Source organism: Spirosoma luteum DSM 19990, assembly GCF_000374065.1.
GTDB lineage: Bacteria > Bacteroidota > Bacteroidia > Cytophagales > Spirosomataceae > Spirosoma > Spirosoma luteum.
This window is the reverse complement of sequence record NZ_KB893301.1, coordinates 25,829-42,666: the sequence shown is the minus strand read 5'-3', so window position 1 is coordinate 42,666 and position 16,838 is coordinate 25,829. Positions and strand designations below refer to the sequence as shown.

The window sequence follows — 16,838 nt, the reverse complement described above, 5'->3', positions numbered from 1 at the left end:
AAAGCCTGACTTCTGTGCGTAACTTCTTATATTGGGTGCCGTAATGTACTGCTCATGCCCAGCGAAAACCCGTCACTCAAAAAAGTATTGACACCCGTTCACCTGTGGGCCATTGGTGTAGGTCTGGTGATATCAGGCGAATATTTCGGCTGGAATTATGGATGGGAAGTGGCTGGAACGGTGGGACTGCTGATTGCCACACTCTTCATCATTATCCTGTACATCACCTTTATTTTCAGTTTTACTGAACTCACAACGGCCATCCCGAATGCGGGCGGGCCGTTTTCGTACGCGTTGCAGGCGTTCGGCCCATTTGGCGCGCTGGTGGCCGGGTACGCCACCCTGATTGAGTTTCTGTTTGCCACCCCCGCCATTGCGCTGGCGCTGGGTAGTTATGTCCATTTTCTGTACCCGGCCGTACCCGTGGTGTGGTGTTCGGTGGGGTCGTTTGTGGTCTTTACGGCAATCAATCTATTGGGTATCAAAGAAGTGGCCTGGTTTTCGCTGATTATCACCCTCATCGCCATTGCCGAACTGCTGGTTTTCGTCGGCGTCGTGTATCCGCACACCCGTTTCGACACCTTTATGCATAACCCCATGCCCTTTGGCTGGTCGGGGGTGTTTGCGGCACTGCCCTTTGCTATCTGGCTGTTCGTTTGTCTGGAAGGTATTGCCATGGTGGCGGAGGAAGTAAAAGAAGGTAAAAATGTCATTGCCAAAGGCTACATCTCAGCAGTGCTGACACTGGCTTTTCTGGCTCTTACCGTCATGATTAGCGTGGGTGGCGTCACCAACTGGGAAAACCTCGACCACCTCGATTACCCCATGCCCGAGGCCGTCGCTATCGTACTGGGACGGCAAAATCCACTCACCAAATTCTTCACCAGTGTAGGGCTCTTTGGATTGATTGCGTCGTTCCACGGCATTATCATCAGCTATTCCCGGCAGATTTTCGCCCTGGCCCGTGCGGGGTATCTGCCGCATGGCTTATCAACCGTAAGCCCCAAGCGGCAGGTACCGTACCGGGCGTTGCTGGCCGGGGCCATTTTTGGCATGCTGGCTCTTGTGAGTCTGGATACCAGCAAATTGGTTATCCTGTCAACCATTGGGGCCGTAGTGGTTTATATCATCAGTATGTTATCGTTGTTTCGGCTCCGGCAAACCCAGCCTAACCTGCCCCGCTCGTTCAAAGCTCCTTTTTACCCCGTATTTCCGGCTATTGCGCTGGGCATGGCGGTTGTGACGCTGGTAGCGATGGGTTATTTTTATAGCGAGTTAAGCGGGTTATTTATTGCTGGCTTCGGCGTGATTGCCGGTCTGTTTTATGCCTCGGTTCGCTACCGAAAGCAACGGCAGGGGCAGCAAACGGACGTACTTTAAACGCGTAGCGTTGTTATACGCCAGTAAGTTCCTCCCTATTGGGTATGAGATGGGGTAAAACCAGTTACTTAATTCATTGTAACCACCTGACAATGGGGTATTCCTGTACCATCGGCCACTTTACCTATCGCTTTGCCGACCTGAAAACGGTGCTGGCAAAGGCCAGTCCATTGCGGTCGGGCGATGGTCTGGCGGGGCTGCTGGCGGAGAGTTATGAAGAGCGCGTGGCGGCCCAAACTGCCCTGGCCGATGTACCACTCACCCAGTTTCTGAATGAGGCCATCATCCCCTACGAAACCGACGACGTTACCCGCCTGATTATCGATACGCACGATGCCGCTGCGCTGGCTCCCATCAGCCACTTCACCGTGGGCGAACTGCGCGACTGGCTGCTGAGCGACAATGCCGATACCGACACATTACGGGCACTATCGCCCGGACTGACGCCCGAAATGGTGGCTGCCGTGTCTAAGCTGATGCGGAATCAGGAGTTGATTCTGGTCGCGAAAAAGATTCAGGTAGTAACCCGATTCCGCAATACGGTGGGTTTACCGGGGCACCTGTCTGTTCGGTTACAGCCCAATCATCCCACCGACGATGCCAAAGGAATAGCCGCCAGCATTATCGACGGATTACTCTACGGCAGTGGCGACGCCATGATTGGCATCAACCCCGCCACCGATAGTCCGGCCACAACTGCGCGTTTGTTGCACATGCTGGATGAAGTTCGGGAACGTTTCGCCATCCCCACCCAAAACTGCGTGCTCAGCCACATCACTACCACGCTGGAACTCATCAACCACCAGGTACCGGTCGACCTGATTTTTCAATCCATCGCTGGTACGCAGCAGGCCAATGCCAGTTTTGGCGTTACCTTGCCCTTATTGCAGGAAGCCTACGAAGCAGGGCTTTCCCTAAATCGGGGTACGCTGGGCAACAACCTGATGTATTTCGAAACGGGGCAGGGCAGTGCGCTTTCATCGGGCGGGCATCATGGGGTCGACCAGCAAACCTACGAGGTGCGGGCCTACGCCGTGGCCCGGCATTACAATCCCTTTTTGGTCAACTCGGTGGTTGGGTTCATTGGCCCCGAGTACCTGTTCGATGGAAAGCAGATTATCCGGGCGGGACTGGAAGACCACTTCTGCGGCAAACTGATGGGCCTTCCGATGGGGATGGACGTTTGCTACACCAACCACGCCCAGGCCGACCAGGACGATATGGATACGCTATTGACGCTCCTGGGCGTGGCCGGTGTCAATTTCATTATGGGCGTTCCCGGTGCCGACGATATTATGCTTCACTACCAGTCTACGTCGTTTCATGATGCGTTGTATCTGCGTCGGGTACTGGGTCTTCGTCCGGCTCCCGAATTTGAGGAGTGGCTGCTGCGACAGCGAATTATCGATAATCAGGGAAATCGGCTATCCGGCGGCCTTCAGAAACAACTTTACGCAGCCCTTCTCCCACCATGAGCGAGCAAAAAAAGACGGGGCTGGAATCCGATGAGTGGGACGCGCTGAAAGCCTATACCGACGCCCGGATTGCACTGGGGAAAACGGGTGTTTCCATTCCGCTTCGGGAGTCGCTACTGTTCCGGTTAGCCCACGCCCACGCCAAAGACGCCGTTTACTCCCGGTTAAACATAGCCCGGTTGGAGGCAGACCTAGCGTCAACGGGTTTGCCAATGTATTCCGTTCATAGTCAGGCCGAAAACCGGGATATATACCTTCAACGACCCGATTTAGGTCGGCTATTGGATGAATTATCGACGAAACGGTTGCAGGACATCAACAGCGCACCCGCTGATATTTGTCTTATCGTGGCCGACGGTTTATCGGCTACGGCTATTCACAAAAACGCGGGGCCGGTAGTTACGTTGCTGGTTGAGCAGGTTCGAAAAGCCGGGTATTCACTAGCTCCTATCGTGCTGGTCGAGCAGGGGCGGGTCGCCATTACCGACGCCATCGGCGAGTTATTGCGGCCCCGGCTGGCTATTATGCTGGTCGGCGAGCGGCCGGGCCTGAGTTCCTTCGACAGCATGGGGGCGTACATTACCTACGCCCCCCAACCAGGCCTGACCGACGAGCGCCGGAACTGCCTGTCCAACATTCGGGAGCAGGGCTTAACACACATTATGGCAGTCAATAAGCTCATGTATATTATCCAGTCCGCCTTCCGATTGCAGCTAACGGGGGTAGCGTTGAAAGACAACGGTGGGCTGTTGGAATAGGTAGCTTTGTTGCCAGCCCGGTCTCCAACCGGAAGAATAAATGCTACATTACTAACACTTTAATGTATATGTTATACGCCGGTCGGAGACCGGCGTATGATAGAATGACTAAAGTATTCTTCGCACTCGAATAGTGGCAAAACCTACCGCTTCTTCCGGCCAGAATAATGCCTTGATTTATTTGCCCTATCAGGGTTTTCCGGTTTCGGGGCACCCAGCAATCGCTCGGCCAGATCGGGCCGGTTGAGTTTGGCCAGCCGGTTTCGAATCCAGTTTTTGTACTCGGGTTTGTACCAGAAAAAGTAGTTGTTCTGGGTCTGCTTCTCTTCCCGTGTCTTGGCCGTTTTGACTGGTTTCAGCGTATAAGGGTGAACACCGGAGTAATAAATAACTTCGGCTACCGTCATGGGTGTGGGCGTGAAGTCCTGTACCTGCTCCAGCTCAAAACCCAGGTCTTTGGTTTCGGCAGCCAGATTAGCCATGTCCTGCTCCTCGCAGCCGGGGTGCGACGAAATGAAGTAGGGAATCAGCGGCTGCTTCAGATTGTGTTTCTCCTGAATCTTGTCATACTTCTGCTTGAACAGCTTGAAATACTTGAACGACGGTTTCCGCATTACCCGCAATGTATCATCCGACGTATGTTCGGGGGCTACTTTCAAGCGGCCCGATACGTGGCGCGTAACCAGTTGCTCCATGTACTTGTCGTGGTTACCGTCGGCGTTGTTCTTGTTAAAATCATCGACCAGCAAGTCGTACCGAACGCCGGAGCCAACGAACGCTTTTTTGATAGCGGGATTCGCATCGACCTTCTTGTACAACTCCGTCATGGGCTTGTGCGAGGTGTCGAGGTTGGAACAGATAACCGGGTGAATGCAGCTTGGGCTCTGGCAACGGGCACAAATGGACTCGTCTTTGCCCTTCATCTTGTACATATTGGCCGATGGGCCGCCCAGGTCCGAGATGTACCCTTTAAACTCCGGGTGCTTCGTAATCTCATCCACCTCTTTCAGCACCGACGCTTCGCTCCGCGAGGCCACAAATTTACCCTGGTGGGCCGATATGGTGCAGAAACTACAGCCGCCAAAACACCCCCGGTGCATATTGACCGAGAACTTAATCATGTCGTAGGCTGGAATGGGTCCCCGTTTTTTGTACTTCGGGTGGGGTAAACGCGTATAGGGCAGGTCGAACGACTTATCAATTTCGGCCTCCTCCATCGTCTTGAACGGCGGGTTAATCACCAGCACCTGCTCCCCTACTTTCTGGAGAATCCGGTTCGCCTGCCACTTATTCGACTCGACTTCAACAATTTTAAAATTAGCCGCGTATTTAATTTTGTCGGCCAGACAAACCTCGTGGCTCGCCAGTTCAACCGAATCCCAGTTGTTATAATCACGTAACGGGGTGTGGGCATCGTGCATGAAAGCCACCTGATTGATGTTTTGCATGGACGAAAATGGAACCCCCTTGCGCGCCAGTTTCAGGATTTCGCGCAGGGGTTGCTCACCCATACCGTACACCAGCATATCGGCCCCGGCATCGACCAGGATGGACGGCATTAACCGGTCCTGCCAGTAATCATAGTGCGTAACCCGGCGTAGGGAAGCCTCGATACCACCCAGTAGCACCGGCACATCGGGATACAGTTCTTTCAGGATTTTAGTGTAGACTATTGTCGCGTAATCGGGCCGGAAACCCGCTTCGCCACCGGGCGTGTAGGAGTCGTTGGAGCGCAGGCGTTTGTTGGCCGTGTAATGGTTGACCATCGAGTCCATACAACCTGCCGTAACACCGAAAAAGTACTTTGGCTTACCAAATTTCTTGAAATCCCGAAGGTCATCTTTCCAGTTGGGCTGGGCAATAATGGCCACCCGAAACCCCTCACTCTCCATGATACGACCAATTACAGCGGTGCCAAAAGCAGGATGGTCGACGTAAGCATCGCCCGAAACGAGAACGATATCAACTTCGTCCCAGCCACGTTTCTCAACTTCTTTCATCGTGAGCGGCAACCAGTCGGTAAGGGGTCTTTCAATCATGAGTACGTAAGGTTATGTACCAGAAAAACAGCGAATCGGCGAAATGATTCATTAGCAGGTCATTTATCCTATGCTGTCAGTAAAACAAAATGACGATTATTCAGAGTAGTCGCCTATCAAAGCCATACCGGCGTTACAGAATTAGCCCGGGAAAGAGTATAAATGCATCCCGTACCAGCAATTTCAGGGAATAATCAAGCCTGATTTTGCCCAAAACTTATTCAGACTGACCCTGGCTCCTGTTTGCCCATTACGCTCAACCGGGTAGCCTGCTCTCTGAACTGCCGGGGCGATACGCCCAGTTGCTTTTTGAACAGGCGGGAGAAATAACTAATATCATCGAAGTTCAGCAGGTACGAAATCTCAGAAATAGAATAGGAAGAATGGTGCAGATACCGCTTCGCTTCCAGCAGGATGGCTTCCTGAATCGTCTGCAACGTCGATTTACCCACTACCGACCGGCATACCCGATTCAGGTGAACCGCGGTAATGCCCATCAGGCGGGCGTAATCAGTTATGGTCAGCCGATGCAGTAGGTTTTCTTTCAGAAGCTGCTGGAATTGCCGGAAATACTGAAGACTCCGGTTGTCAACGGCCAGTGCATCAGCCGCCTGCCGGTGAACCACCCGATACACGTTAACCAGCAGTAAACTCAAACAGGCTTGTAGCGAGACCATACGCTCGGGTAAATTGGCATACAATTCCGTGTGCACCTGCCAGGCCAGAGCGGCTAGTTGCCTGAAAGTCTCCGGGTCCTGACTGGCCCGAATCAACTGCATCCGACCCAGTTCCAGCAGCACAGCTGGCGAGTTGCGAAACAGGGCTTCCGGATAGGAATCGGCCAGCGAAATGACAACCCCTTTCACATCCGGACTAAATACGTACCCGTGCAAAACGTCCACCGGCATGGTAATCAGGCAGGGTTCTTTCAGCGTGATAGTTTGCGAACCTGCCGTAAACGCAGCCTCCCCGGCTTCGATCAGTACGATTTGAACTAAGTTGGTATGGATGTGCGGACTGATTACCCAGCCGTACTGTTTGCACCGGGTTTCGTGTAGTTCACTATGCACAAAATCTGGCAGACGCGGTTCGTATTTCTCCCCGTAAAGGCCGTAAGCAGCTAATGTAGTATCCATAAGGGCGGGCAATTTATCCATCGTATCACTACTTTCTCTTCTTTACCATGTTTGTATTAGACAAAATAGCGATCAACCGGATTACGGCAGCAGGTTACTCACCCAAAATTTATCATTTAAAACTGATAATAATCAGCCACTTACGATGAACGAGTTCAATCTGCCGCCCAAATTAAAAATAAGTAAATTTTATCTGTTTTTAGTTATGTTTGTTTTGTGCTAGTCTTTTGTCCGATTTGCCAAGTAATGCCGCACCCAAACCAATACATTTACAAAACACAAGCAGGCGCTTTCTTTTAAGCAACTACGTCGCCCTGCTAAACCTACCTTTCGGAGAATAATTACCCGTATGGAAGCCTTGAATAAAACATCCCTGCCCCCGTTAGCAGCACCGGTATCCAGCGCCGACGTTCATCCACCGCACCTGTCGCCCGCTTATAAATCGACCATTCTGCGTAGCCCGACCCAACCGCTCATGCCGGTACGGGAGTTGATTCGCGATTTGAGTATGCCAGTTTTTGGTCAGTCGGTGCTGCGCGAATTTGATAACGACCTGACCAAAAACGCCCGCATCAACGGCGAACCAATCGGCGAGCGTATCAAAGTAGCCGGTCGGGTGCTGGATGAAACGGGGCGTCCCCTGTCCAATGTGCTCATCGAACTATGGCAGGCCAATTCGGCGGGTCGGTACGTTCACAAAGCCGAAATTCACGACGCCCCCCTGGACCCTAATTTCCTGGGCGGAGGACGCGTGCTGACGGATGCCGATGGCAACTACGCCTTTCATACGATCAAGCCGGGTGCTTATCCCTGGGGAAATCATTACAACGCCTGGCGGCCGAATCACATCCATTTTTCCGTAATTGGGCATCAGTTCGAACATCGACTGGTTACCCAGATGTACTTCCCCGGCGACCCGCTGTTTGACTACGACCCGATTTTCCAATCGGTTCCGCAGCACGCCCGCGAGCTGTTGATTGCCAAATTCCGGATGGACTGGACCGAGGCCGAATTTGCCCTGGCCTACCAGTTCGATATCGTTCTGAATGGCCGCCACAAGACCCCCTTTGAGTAATGGAACAGCTACGACAAACACCGTCCCAAACAGTCGGACCTTTTTTTGCTTATGCCCTGACCGCCGAGCAGTATGGCTATCCCTACGATAGTTTGATGAATCATACACTGGTTAGCCTCGATACACCCGGACAGCGAATTGTTGTGACGGGGCAGGTATGGGACGGTGCGGGAGCAACCATTTCCGATGCCGTGGTTGAACTCTGGCAGGCCGACGCGCAGGGTCATTACCGCACGGCACCCATTGAAGGTAATACCGCTACCCATACCGACCGGGGCTTTCTGGGTTTTGGTCGGGTGGGAACGGGTACGCTGCCCGGCCATCGGTACCAGTTTACAACCCTCAAGCCCGGTGCCACAGGCGAAGGGTCGGCCCCCCACATAAACGTTATGCTGATGATGCGCGGCTCATTACGGAATCTGTACACCCGTCTGTACTTTGCCGATGAACCGGAAGCCAATGCCCAGGACATCCTGTTAAACGCCGTTCCGGCCGAACGGCGGGCCACACTGCTGGCTCACCGGAAAGAGGTGAATGGCGAAATTCGCTACATCTTCGATATTCATATGCAGGGGTCGGACGAAACCGTATTTTTCGAACTCTAACCGGAGCGGATTCGTACCTTGCCCTTCACTTAGTATCCAGACGATGCTCGCTGACCTGATTTTCTCTACCCCACCGATTGAGACTGTTTTTTCGGACGCAACGGAACTACGGCTTATGCTGGCTTTTGAATCTGCACTGGCCACGGCTCAGGGGATAGCGGGCGTTATCCCCGCAGAAGCGGCAGCGACTATCGCCGACATTTGTCGGCAAACCAACTGGGACACGGAATCCATACGACAACAGACGCTGCTGGCGGGTAACCCGGCTATCCCGTTTGTTTCGGCACTGAAAGAGCGGGTACGTCAGGAACATCCCGAAGCTGTTCACTATGTTCATCAGGGAGCTACCAGTCAGGATGTTATCGATACGGTGCTGATGATGCAGTTGAAGCAGGGATTGGTGCAATGTCAGGCTGATCTTAACCAGCTAACCAACCAGTTGGCGATTCTGGCTAAAGCCCATGAACATACACCCATGATGGGGCGAACGCTGCTCCAGCAGGCACTGCCCATCACCTTTGGCGACAAAGTAACGGGCTGGCTGGATGGATTACTACGGACGGCTGAACGGGTAAAGCGTGTTGAAAACGAGTGTATCGAGATTCAGTTGGGTGGTCCGGTAGGCAATAGCGTTTCGCTCGGTGAACGCGGTTCCGCCATTCGGGCGCGGATGGCCGAACTACTGGGAGTAGGCAATACGCCCTATGCCTGGCACACCCAGCGCGACCGGCTGGCCGACATAGCCGCAACGCTCGGCATCCTGAACGGGTCACTGGGAAAACTGGGCAACGACATTATCCTGCTCATGCAAACCGAAGTGGGGGAAGTTCGGGAGGGTGCCGCCGACGGTAAAGGCGGGTCGTCGTCCATGCCGCACAAGCGCAACCCCGTTAGCAGTACGTTTATGGTTGCCATTGCGCACCGCACGCCCGGCCTGGTGGCGAGTATGCTGGGCGCTATGGTACAACCGCACGAGCGGGCGGCCGGTGCCTGGCATAGCGAGTGGCCCGTTATGCGCGACCTGGTTCGGCTAACAGCGGCTAACCTGTCCCATGCCAACGAATTAATCCGTACCCTTGAGGTGGATACAGAACGAATGAAGCAAAATAGTACCGTACCTGACTGACCCCATGCCTGAAAGAAAAATCAACGGAAACCGGATGCATTACCAGCTCGACGGCCCGGCACAGGGACCAGTACTGGTATTTTCCAATTCCCTGGGGGCTGACCTAACCATGTGGGATGCCGTGGTGAACCAGTTAACTCCTTCGCTCCGGGTACTGCGGTACGATACAAGGGGGCACGGCCAGACGCCCGCTTCGGTCGGACCCGTTACCATAACCGATTTGGGAACGGATGTCGTTGCTTTGCTGGATGCACTATCCATTCCACGGGTAATTTTTTGCGGACTATCGATGGGCGGTTTAATCGGCCAATGGCTGGCCATTCATCACCCGGAACGCATCGACAAGCTGATTCTCAGCAATACAGCCGCTAAAATCGGTACGCTGGATAGTTGGAATGAACGCATAGAAACCGTTAGCCAACACGGAGTTTCGGCCATTGCCGATGCCGCCCTGGACCGCTGGCTTACCCCCGAATATAGCCGAAACAATCCCGATGTGCGCACCCGCCTGCTCAATCAGTTCAAGGCCACCACAAAGACGGGGTATGTGGCCTGCTGCATGGCCATCCGGGATGCCGATTTCCGGGAGACTATCCGGCGTATCAACGCGCCAACTCTCGTGATAACGGGAACGCAAGACCCGGTAACGACCGTATCTGATGGGCAATTTATGCAGGATGCTATTCCCAATGCCCGGCTGGTTGAACTACCCGCTGCTCACCTGTCGGCGGTTGAAGTGGCCGACGCTTTTGCCCGTACCCTGAACACGTTTTTGGCCGATTCCGAACTCTCTCCAAATCAGCCTGCGTACGAAGCTGGTATGGCCGTGCGCCGGGCCGTACTGGGCGATGCGCACGTAGACCGGGCCAACGCGGGCATCACCGACTTTACGGCTGATTTCCAGGATTTCATTACCCGCTACGCGTGGGGGGAAATCTGGACGCGCCCCGGTTTATCCCGGCATCAACGCAGTCTGATCACGCTGGGTATGCTCATTGCGCTGAACCGCGAAACCGAATTCAAAATGCACGTTCGGGCCGCCCTTAACAATGGGGTTACACCGGACGAAATAAAGGAGGTAATTATGCACTCGGCTCTATATTGTGGTTTACCAGCCGCTAATGCGGCTTTTCACGCGGCCAGCGAAGTCCTTAACAATACCGACGAATGAACCATCACACGCAGGTAGGTATCATCGGAGCCGGGCCGTCGGGTCTGTTGCTCGCGCAACTGCTGCATACACAGGGCATCAACTCGGTGGTGCTGGAAAACAGACCGCGTCAACGGGTCGAAAGCCGACAGCGGGCGGGGTTACTCGAACAAAACACCGTCGACCGGCTCCGGCAGGCAGGTGCCACCGACCGGCTCGACCGCGAAGGACTCGTGCACGATGGGGTTATCCTGAGCTACAATGGCCACCGGCACCGCATTGACCTGGCCCACCTGACCGGCGGCTCCCGCGTTACGATTTACGCCCAAACGGAGGTAGTCAAAGACCTGATTCAACTACGCCTGCATGAGGATGAGCAGTCTATTTTGTTTGAAGCCGAAGCCACCGCCATCGATGGGCTGGACGGGTACGCGCCCGCCATCCATTACACGCATCAGGGCGAAAACCACACGCTCATCTGCGATTTTGTAGCGGGCTGCGACGGGTTTCACGGCATTGCCCGGCAGGCGATTCCGGCTCATTTGACCACTACTTATGATAAAGTTTACCCGTACTGCTGGCTGGGTATCCTGGCCAAAGTTCCACCCTCCACCGATGAATTAATCTATGCCTATCACGACCGGGGCTTTGCCCTGCACAGCATGCGTTCGCCCGAAATATCCCGGCTCTACGTGCAGTGCGACGTGACGGATACGCTGGACGACTGGCCCGACGAGCGGATCTGGGCTGAACTCCAGCTTCGGCTGGGAACCGCCGGGTGGACATTAGCAGAAGGGCCGATTCTGGAAAAAACCATTACCCCCATGCGTAGCTTCGTGAGCGAACCCATGCAGTTCGGCCGGCTTTTTCTGGCGGGCGATTCGGCCCATATCGTCCCCCCAACGGGTGCCAAAGGACTGAACATGGCCGTTGCCGACACGGGCTACCTGTTCGATGCACTCATGCGCTGGTATCAGGCCGGAAGTTCGTTGGAGTTGGATGCCTACACGGCGGGCTGCATGCGTCGGGTGTGGCGGGTGCAGGAATTCTCCAACTTCATGACGGATATGCTGCACCGTGATTCAACCAAATCATCCTTCGATGCGCATTTGCAGGCATCCCGATTCAATCAATTAGTCAATAGTGAAGCCGCTTCAACGGTTATAGCCGAAAACTACGTGGGTCTTGCAGCCAGCTGGGCGACAGGGGTAACGGGTAGTGAGCACGGACAATCAACAACATTTCACGCATGAAAACAGTACCCATAGTAACGCTGGAACAGGCGGCTGCACTGGTAAAAGACGGCGATACACTCCTACAGGGCGGATTTGGCATGACGGGCAACCCGGTTCACTTGATGCACGCACTGGCCGAAATCGGCACAAAAAACCTCACGTTCGTCGGTAATAATGTGGGCGAAGTAGGCATGGGGGGCGGGCGTTTGCTACGGAATGGGCAGATACGCCGGATGATTGGGTCGTTTTTCACCTCTAACCCCGACGCCGTGAAAGCCGCCCAGAGTGGTCAGGTGGCGTATGAACTACTGCCGCAGGGAACCCTGGCCGAAGCCATCCGGGCGGGTGGAGCGGGCATCGGTGGGTTTTACACCCCTACCTCGGCGGGAACCCCGCTGGCCGATGGACGCGAGACGAAGGTTATCGACGGGGTGGAGCAGGTATTTGTCAAAAGTATCCGGGCCAACGTCGCCTTTATCCGGGCCTGGCGGGCCGATACAGCGGGTAATCTTCAGTACCGCATGACCGAAAATAACTTCAACAAGGCAATGGCGACAGCCGCCGATACCGTTATCGTTGAAGTAGAGGAAATTGTTCCCGTTGGGCAGATTGCGCCGGAAAATGTCCACACGCCCGGCTGCTTTGTCGATTATCTGGTACAGGCAACTCTGACGCTGGCCGATCTGGGTAGTTCGGCGTCGGTTTCGACATCCAAAAAAGTGGACGAACTCCGGATGAACATGGCCCGACGGGCACTGGCCGAACTCAAAAAAGGCGATGTGGTCAACCTGGGCATCGGTATTCCAACGCTGGTGGCCGACCTGATTACCGACGAACACAGTATTTTGCTGCACACCGAAAACGGGATGCTGGGTGTTGGTCCCGTCCCAGCCGATGGCGGAGGGGCGATGCATTATCCGGTAAACGCCGGAAAAATTCCGGTGACAGCCCTGAAAGGAAGCAGCTATTTTGACAGTGCTGAATCCTTCGCCATGATTCGGGGAGGCCATATCGACGTAGCCATTATGGGCGGGCTGGAAGTAGACGAAGCGGCCAATCTGGCTAACTGGGCCGTTCCGGGTAAACCCCTGCTGGGGGTGGGTGGAGCAATGGACCTGGCCATAGGAGCGAAACGCCTTATTATTACTATGACCCACACCAATCCCGATGGGTCGTCCAAGATTGTTCCTTATTGTACGCTACCCCTCACGGCAACGGGCGTAGTGAGTATGATTATCACAGACTTAGCCGTATTCGCCTATCCAGATGGTAAATTAACCTTGATGGAGTTAATGCCCGGCGCTACGCTGGACGATGTACGCGCCAAAACAACAGCAATGTTCAACGAGTGAAAGAACGAATGAGTGAATGATTAGTAATGCGTCAGCAATTCTTTCACTCTTTCGCTCATTTACTCTTTCGCTCTTTCATCCTATGACCGACGCTTATATTATTGACGCCATCCGCACCCCGATTGGGAGTTTTGGCGGGAGCCTGTCGACCGTTCGGGCCGATGACCTGGCGGCTATGCCCATCAGGGAATTGCTCAACCGGAATCCCAGCCTTCCGCCTGATATGATTGAGGATGTGATACTGGGATGCCACAATCAGGCGGGGGAAGATAACCGGAACGTGGCCCGCATGGCGCTGCTGCTGGCGGGCCTGCCGTACACCGTGCCGGGCGAAACCGTCAACCGGTTGTGTTCATCTGGGATGTCGGCGGCAATCCATGCCAACCGGGCTATCCGGGCGGGTGATGGAGAGGTATTCATTGCCGGTGGTATGGAGCACATGACCCGTGGGCCCTGGGTGATGTCTAAATCATCGAAGCCCTTTGGCAACGACGCGCAACTCTTCGATTCCAGTTTCGGCTGGCGGTTCGTTAATCCCAAAATGCAGGACATGTACGGGACCGAAGCGATGGGCGTGACCGCCGAAAACCTGGTTGATATCTACCACGTTAGCCGTGAAGACCAGGATTTATTTGCGTACAATTCCCAGCAGAAAGCCGCCCGCGCCCAGCAGTCGGGCCGGCTGGCAATGGAAATCATGCCGGTCGAGATTCCGGCTCGAAAAGGGCCACCAACGCTGTTTACCACGGATGAGTTTGTGAAGCCGAATACGAGTCTGGAGGTACTGGCAACCCTCAAACCGGCTTTCAAAAAAGGGGGCAGCGTTACGGCGGGTAACGCGGCTGGCCTGAATGACGGGGCCGCGGCCATACTGATTGCCACGCAGGATGCCGCCAACCGGTATCAGCTAACGCCCAAAGCGCGTATTGTTACCTCGGCGGTGGTGGGTGTGGAGCCGCGCATCATGGGCATTGGCCCCGTTTCGGCCACGCAGAAAGCGTTGAAGAAAGCGGGCTTAACGCTGGACGATATGGACGTTATTGAACTCAATGAAGCCTTTGCTGCCCAGTCGCTGGCCTGCACCCGGGCATTGGGACTAGCCGACGACGATTCACGCATCAACCCAAACGGGGGAGCTATTGCGCTGGGGCACCCGCTGGGTATGTCGGGAACGCGGTTGATTCAGACGGCCATGCTCGAACTCCAACAGCAACAAAAACGCTATGCGCTGGCTACCATGTGCGTCGGCGTTGGCATGGGCTACGCGGTCATTATCGAACGGGTCTAAAACCGGGTAGGGCACTCATCGCAACCCCAGCATGGTAATCGCGTTTTCTTTCAGAATCAGCGGTTTTACCTCGTCTTTAAAACCGGCTACCTCGAAATCCTTCATCCAGCGTTCGGGGGTGATGAGTGGAAAGTCGGTGCCGAAGAGCATTTTGTGCTTCAACTGGGTGTTAGCGTACTGCACTAACTGGGGTGGAAAATACTTCGGCGACCAGCCGCTCAGGTCGATGTATACGTTGGGTTTGTGCATACACACCGATAACGCTTCGTCCTGCCACGGCCACGACGGATGGGCAATGATGATGGGTGAATCCGGGAAGTCGATGGCCACATCGTCGAGGTGAATGGGGTTGGAGTACTCCAGCCGTAATCCTCCCCCACCCCGCACCCCCGACCCGAAGCCCGAATGCCCCGAATGAAACAGCATCGGCAGTCCGGCTTCGGCAATCACTTCGTAGAGGTGATAGGCCATGCGGTCGTTGGGGTAAAAGCCCTGCACGGTCGGGTGGAATTTGAACCCCTTCACGCCAAAATCATCAATGAGCCGCCTGGCTTCTCGGGCACCCATCCGGCCCTTGTGCGGGTCGATGCTTGCGAAAGCAATCATCACATCGGGGTTGGCTAGGGCGGCTTCGGCCACTTCTTCGTTTGGAATCCGTCGCCGACCCGTTTCGTGTTCGGAGTCGATGCAGAACATAACGAAGGCCATACGCTGCTCCCGGTAATACGCAATTGTTTCCTCAATGGTGGGCCGGTGACTCGACTTAAAATACTTCGCAAAAGCGGCATCGAACTCCGGTCGATAATCGTCGTGGGGTTGCCGACACGATACTTCGGCGTGGGTATGTACGTCGATGGCCACCAGCGCATCAAGGTTCAGGCCGGATTTGGCCGGGGTTGCGGTGTTCATAATTTCCAGTTATTGAGTAACAACCTTTTTTTGTCGTTCCTCCTACGGTCGGAATGACAAAAAAAGGTTGAATAATATGGTTGCTAATCGCCCCAGACGGTCCGGGCGGTGTCGACAACGAGTTCGAGTTTGCGCCACTGGTCATCCATCGTCATAGCGTTGCCGTGGTGCGTGCTCGAAAAACCACACTGCGGACTCACGCCCATGTTAGCCAACGGCATATACTGAGCGGCTTCTTCGATGCGCGTAATCAAATCGGCTTTTGTCTCCAGCGTCGGTACTTTCGACGATACGATACCCAGAATCACCATTTTGTTGTCCGGCACAAAGCGCAGCGGGGCAAAATCCCCCGACCGTTCGTCGTCGTATTCCAGAAAATAAGCATCTACGTTGATCTCGCTGAATAATACCTCAGCCACGGGTTCGTAGCCGCCTTCGGCAAACCAAGTACTCCGGTAATTGCCCCGGCAGAGGTGAATGCCCACGGTGAGGTCGTCTGGCCGACCGTCGATGACTGAATTGATAAGGGCTGCGTAAGTTTTCGGTAACTCGTTGGGGTCTTCGCCCCGCTCAACAGCCGCAGCCCGCATTTTGGGGTCGCAGAGGTAAGCCAGGTTCGTATCATCCAGTTGCAGGTAGCGCAGTCCAGCCTTATACAGATGGTCGATTTCCTGCCGGTACGCTACTGACAAATCTTGGAAAAATTCGTCCATGTCCGGGTATGCCTCAATGTCGATAGATTTGCGGCCACCCCGAAAATGCACCATCGTGGGCGACGGAATGCTCACCTTCGGAGTCTGGGACGTAACGGATTCGAGGTAGTCATAGTCGGCCACCTGAATGTCGCGGGTGTGGCGGAGTTTGCCCGTCACGGATAGCTGGGGCGGGGTAAAGCCATCTTCCGCGACTTTAGCGTTCGGATTGGCCCCGATGCCGCCCGTTACGGTAACGCCGTCGAGCTGCTTCAGGAAATCGAGGTGAAAATAGTCCCGGCGGAATTCGCCATCGGTGATGGATTGCATACCCAGCGACTCCACTTTTTTAACGGTGTCGGCAATGGCCGCGTCTTCGATAACGCGAAGTTCATCGGCGGAGATTTCTCCTTTTTTCCAGCGAAGCCGGTTTTCCCGAACAGCATCAGGACGTAATAAACTGCCGACGTGGTCGGCACGGAAAGCGGGATTTAATTTCATAAGTAATAAAGAGTGAAAGAGTTAATGAGTGAAAGAGCGATAGAGTGAATGAGTGCCACCAATGCAGAAAGAAATCAACTCGACTGTCGAAGCAAAAACCGCCGGATGGCTTTCACT

14 protein-coding genes are annotated in these 16,838 nt (G+C 54.5%); 10 read left to right on the top strand and 4 right to left on the bottom strand.

The features are described from left to right. The first annotated feature begins 54 nt into the window (after nt 1-54). From eat to eutC, 3 genes are all read left to right on the top strand, one after another. Nucleotides 55-1,380 carry an ethanolamine permease gene (gene eat / locus B156_RS0124865; RefSeq protein WP_018622509.1) on the top strand — a complete coding sequence of 442 codons (1,326 nt, stop codon included), beginning with the start codon at nt 55-57 and terminating at the stop codon, nt 1,378-1,380. A 92-nt stretch (nt 1,381-1,472) separates the two neighbouring features. Next, entirely contained in the window at nt 1,473-2,855 is a 1,383-nt protein-coding gene (locus tag B156_RS0124860) for an ethanolamine ammonia-lyase subunit EutB (RefSeq protein ID WP_018622508.1), read from the top strand. Further along, nucleotides 2,852-3,613, top strand: a complete 762-nt coding sequence (gene eutC, locus B156_RS0124855; protein ID WP_018622507.1) for an ethanolamine ammonia-lyase subunit EutC — start codon at nt 2,852-2,854, stop codon at nt 3,611-3,613. Before B156_RS0124860 ends, eutC begins: the two co-directional genes overlap by 4 nt. 143 nt (nt 3,614-3,756) lie before the next feature. Here the strand turns inward: eutC and B156_RS0124850 are convergent, their stop codons facing one another. Further along, nucleotides 3,757-5,652 (bottom strand): YgiQ family radical SAM protein, encoded by a 1,896-nt coding sequence (locus tag B156_RS0124850; RefSeq protein WP_018622506.1) that lies wholly within the window; start codon nt 5,650-5,652, stop codon nt 3,757-3,759. A 221-nt stretch (nt 5,653-5,873) separates the two neighbouring features. Further along, nucleotides 5,874-6,788 carry a helix-turn-helix domain-containing protein gene (locus B156_RS0124845; RefSeq protein ID WP_245563821.1) on the bottom strand — a complete coding sequence of 305 codons (915 nt, stop codon included), beginning with the start codon at nt 6,786-6,788 and terminating at the stop codon, nt 5,874-5,876. 349 nt (nt 6,789-7,137) lie between these two features. Between B156_RS0124845 and pcaH the strand changes: the two genes are divergently transcribed. The 7 genes from pcaH to pcaF all read left to right on the top strand — a co-directional run bounded on the left by pcaH (nt 7,138) and on the right by pcaF (nt 14,619). Next, nucleotides 7,138-7,863 (top strand): protocatechuate 3,4-dioxygenase subunit beta, encoded by a 726-nt coding sequence (pcaH, locus tag B156_RS0124840; RefSeq protein WP_018622504.1) that lies wholly within the window; start codon nt 7,138-7,140, stop codon nt 7,861-7,863. Beyond that, nucleotides 7,863-8,468, top strand: coding sequence for a protocatechuate 3,4-dioxygenase subunit alpha (gene pcaG / locus B156_RS0124835; RefSeq protein ID WP_018622503.1), 606 nt, complete (start codon nt 7,863-7,865; stop codon nt 8,466-8,468). The genes pcaH and pcaG overlap by 1 nt, the downstream gene beginning before the upstream one ends. A gap of 43 nt (nt 8,469-8,511) precedes the next feature. After that, the gene (gene pcaB, locus B156_RS0124830; RefSeq protein WP_018622502.1) at nt 8,512-9,594 is read left to right on the top strand and encodes a 3-carboxy-cis,cis-muconate cycloisomerase; all 1,083 of its coding nucleotides are present in this window, start codon (nt 8,512-8,514) and stop codon (nt 9,592-9,594) included. 4 nt (nt 9,595-9,598) lie between these two features. Then, complete coding sequence (gene pcaDC, locus B156_RS0124825) at nt 9,599-10,765, top strand: bifunctional 3-oxoadipate enol-lactonase/4-carboxymuconolactone decarboxylase PcaDC (protein WP_026261042.1); 1,167 nt, start codon at nt 9,599-9,601, stop codon at nt 10,763-10,765. After that, nucleotides 10,762-11,997 (top strand): 4-hydroxybenzoate 3-monooxygenase, encoded by a 1,236-nt coding sequence (locus tag B156_RS0124820; protein ID WP_018622500.1) that lies wholly within the window; start codon nt 10,762-10,764, stop codon nt 11,995-11,997. Before pcaDC ends, B156_RS0124820 begins: the two co-directional genes overlap by 4 nt. Further along, nucleotides 11,994-13,331 (top strand): 3-oxoacid CoA-transferase, encoded by a 1,338-nt coding sequence (locus B156_RS31110; RefSeq protein ID WP_018622499.1) that lies wholly within the window; start codon nt 11,994-11,996, stop codon nt 13,329-13,331. Before B156_RS0124820 ends, B156_RS31110 begins: the two co-directional genes overlap by 4 nt. 82 nt (nt 13,332-13,413) lie before the next feature. Further along, on the top strand, nt 13,414-14,619 hold the full coding sequence (pcaF, locus tag B156_RS0124810; RefSeq protein ID WP_018622498.1) for a 3-oxoadipyl-CoA thiolase: 1,206 nt from the start codon (nt 13,414-13,416) through the stop codon (nt 14,617-14,619). 15 nt (nt 14,620-14,634) lie between these two features. Here pcaF and B156_RS0124805 read toward each other — a convergent pair whose 3' ends face one another. Both B156_RS0124805 and B156_RS0124800 read right to left on the bottom strand, forming a co-directional pair. Then, nucleotides 14,635-15,528, bottom strand: a complete 894-nt coding sequence (locus B156_RS0124805) for a 4-hydroxyphenyl-beta-ketoacyl-CoA hydrolase (RefSeq protein ID WP_018622497.1) — start codon at nt 15,526-15,528, stop codon at nt 14,635-14,637. Nucleotides 15,529-15,611: 83 nt separating this feature from the next. Further along, complete coding sequence (locus tag B156_RS0124800; RefSeq protein ID WP_018622496.1) at nt 15,612-16,721, bottom strand: 5-methyltetrahydropteroyltriglutamate--homocysteine S-methyltransferase; 1,110 nt, start codon at nt 16,719-16,721, stop codon at nt 15,612-15,614. Nucleotides 16,722-16,838: the final 117 nt, after the last annotated feature.

Excerpts from the sequence above, each read along its gene's own strand:
- B156_RS0124860 (WP_018622508.1), top strand. The coding sequence starts at position 1,473 with ATGGGGTATTCCTGTACCATCGGCCACTTTACCTATCGCTTTGCCGAC.
- pcaB (WP_018622502.1), top strand. The coding sequence starts at position 8,512 with ATGCTCGCTGACCTGATTTTCTCTACCCCACCGATTGAGACTGTTTTT.
- pcaDC (WP_026261042.1), top strand. The coding sequence starts at position 9,599 with ATGCCTGAAAGAAAAATCAACGGAAACCGGATGCATTACCAGCTCGAC.
- eat (WP_018622509.1), top strand. The coding sequence starts at position 55 with ATGCCCAGCGAAAACCCGTCACTCAAAAAAGTATTGACACCCGTTCAC.
- B156_RS0124805 (WP_018622497.1), bottom strand. The coding sequence starts at position 15,528 with ATGAACACCGCAACCCCGGCCAAATCCGGCCTGAACCTTGATGCGCTG.
- B156_RS31110 (WP_018622499.1), top strand. The coding sequence starts at position 11,994 with ATGAAAACAGTACCCATAGTAACGCTGGAACAGGCGGCTGCACTGGTA.
- pcaH (WP_018622504.1), top strand. The coding sequence starts at position 7,138 with ATGGAAGCCTTGAATAAAACATCCCTGCCCCCGTTAGCAGCACCGGTA.
- eutC (WP_018622507.1), top strand. The coding sequence starts at position 2,852 with ATGAGCGAGCAAAAAAAGACGGGGCTGGAATCCGATGAGTGGGACGCG.
- B156_RS0124820 (WP_018622500.1), top strand. The coding sequence starts at position 10,762 with ATGAACCATCACACGCAGGTAGGTATCATCGGAGCCGGGCCGTCGGGT.
- pcaF (WP_018622498.1), top strand. The coding sequence starts at position 13,414 with ATGACCGACGCTTATATTATTGACGCCATCCGCACCCCGATTGGGAGT.
- B156_RS0124800 (WP_018622496.1), bottom strand. The coding sequence starts at position 16,721 with ATGAAATTAAATCCCGCTTTCCGTGCCGACCACGTCGGCAGTTTATTA.
- B156_RS0124850 (WP_018622506.1), bottom strand. The coding sequence starts at position 5,652 with ATGATTGAAAGACCCCTTACCGACTGGTTGCCGCTCACGATGAAAGAA.
- B156_RS0124845 (WP_245563821.1), bottom strand. The coding sequence starts at position 6,788 with ATGGATACTACATTAGCTGCTTACGGCCTTTACGGGGAGAAATACGAA.
- pcaG (WP_018622503.1), top strand. The coding sequence starts at position 7,863 with ATGGAACAGCTACGACAAACACCGTCCCAAACAGTCGGACCTTTTTTT.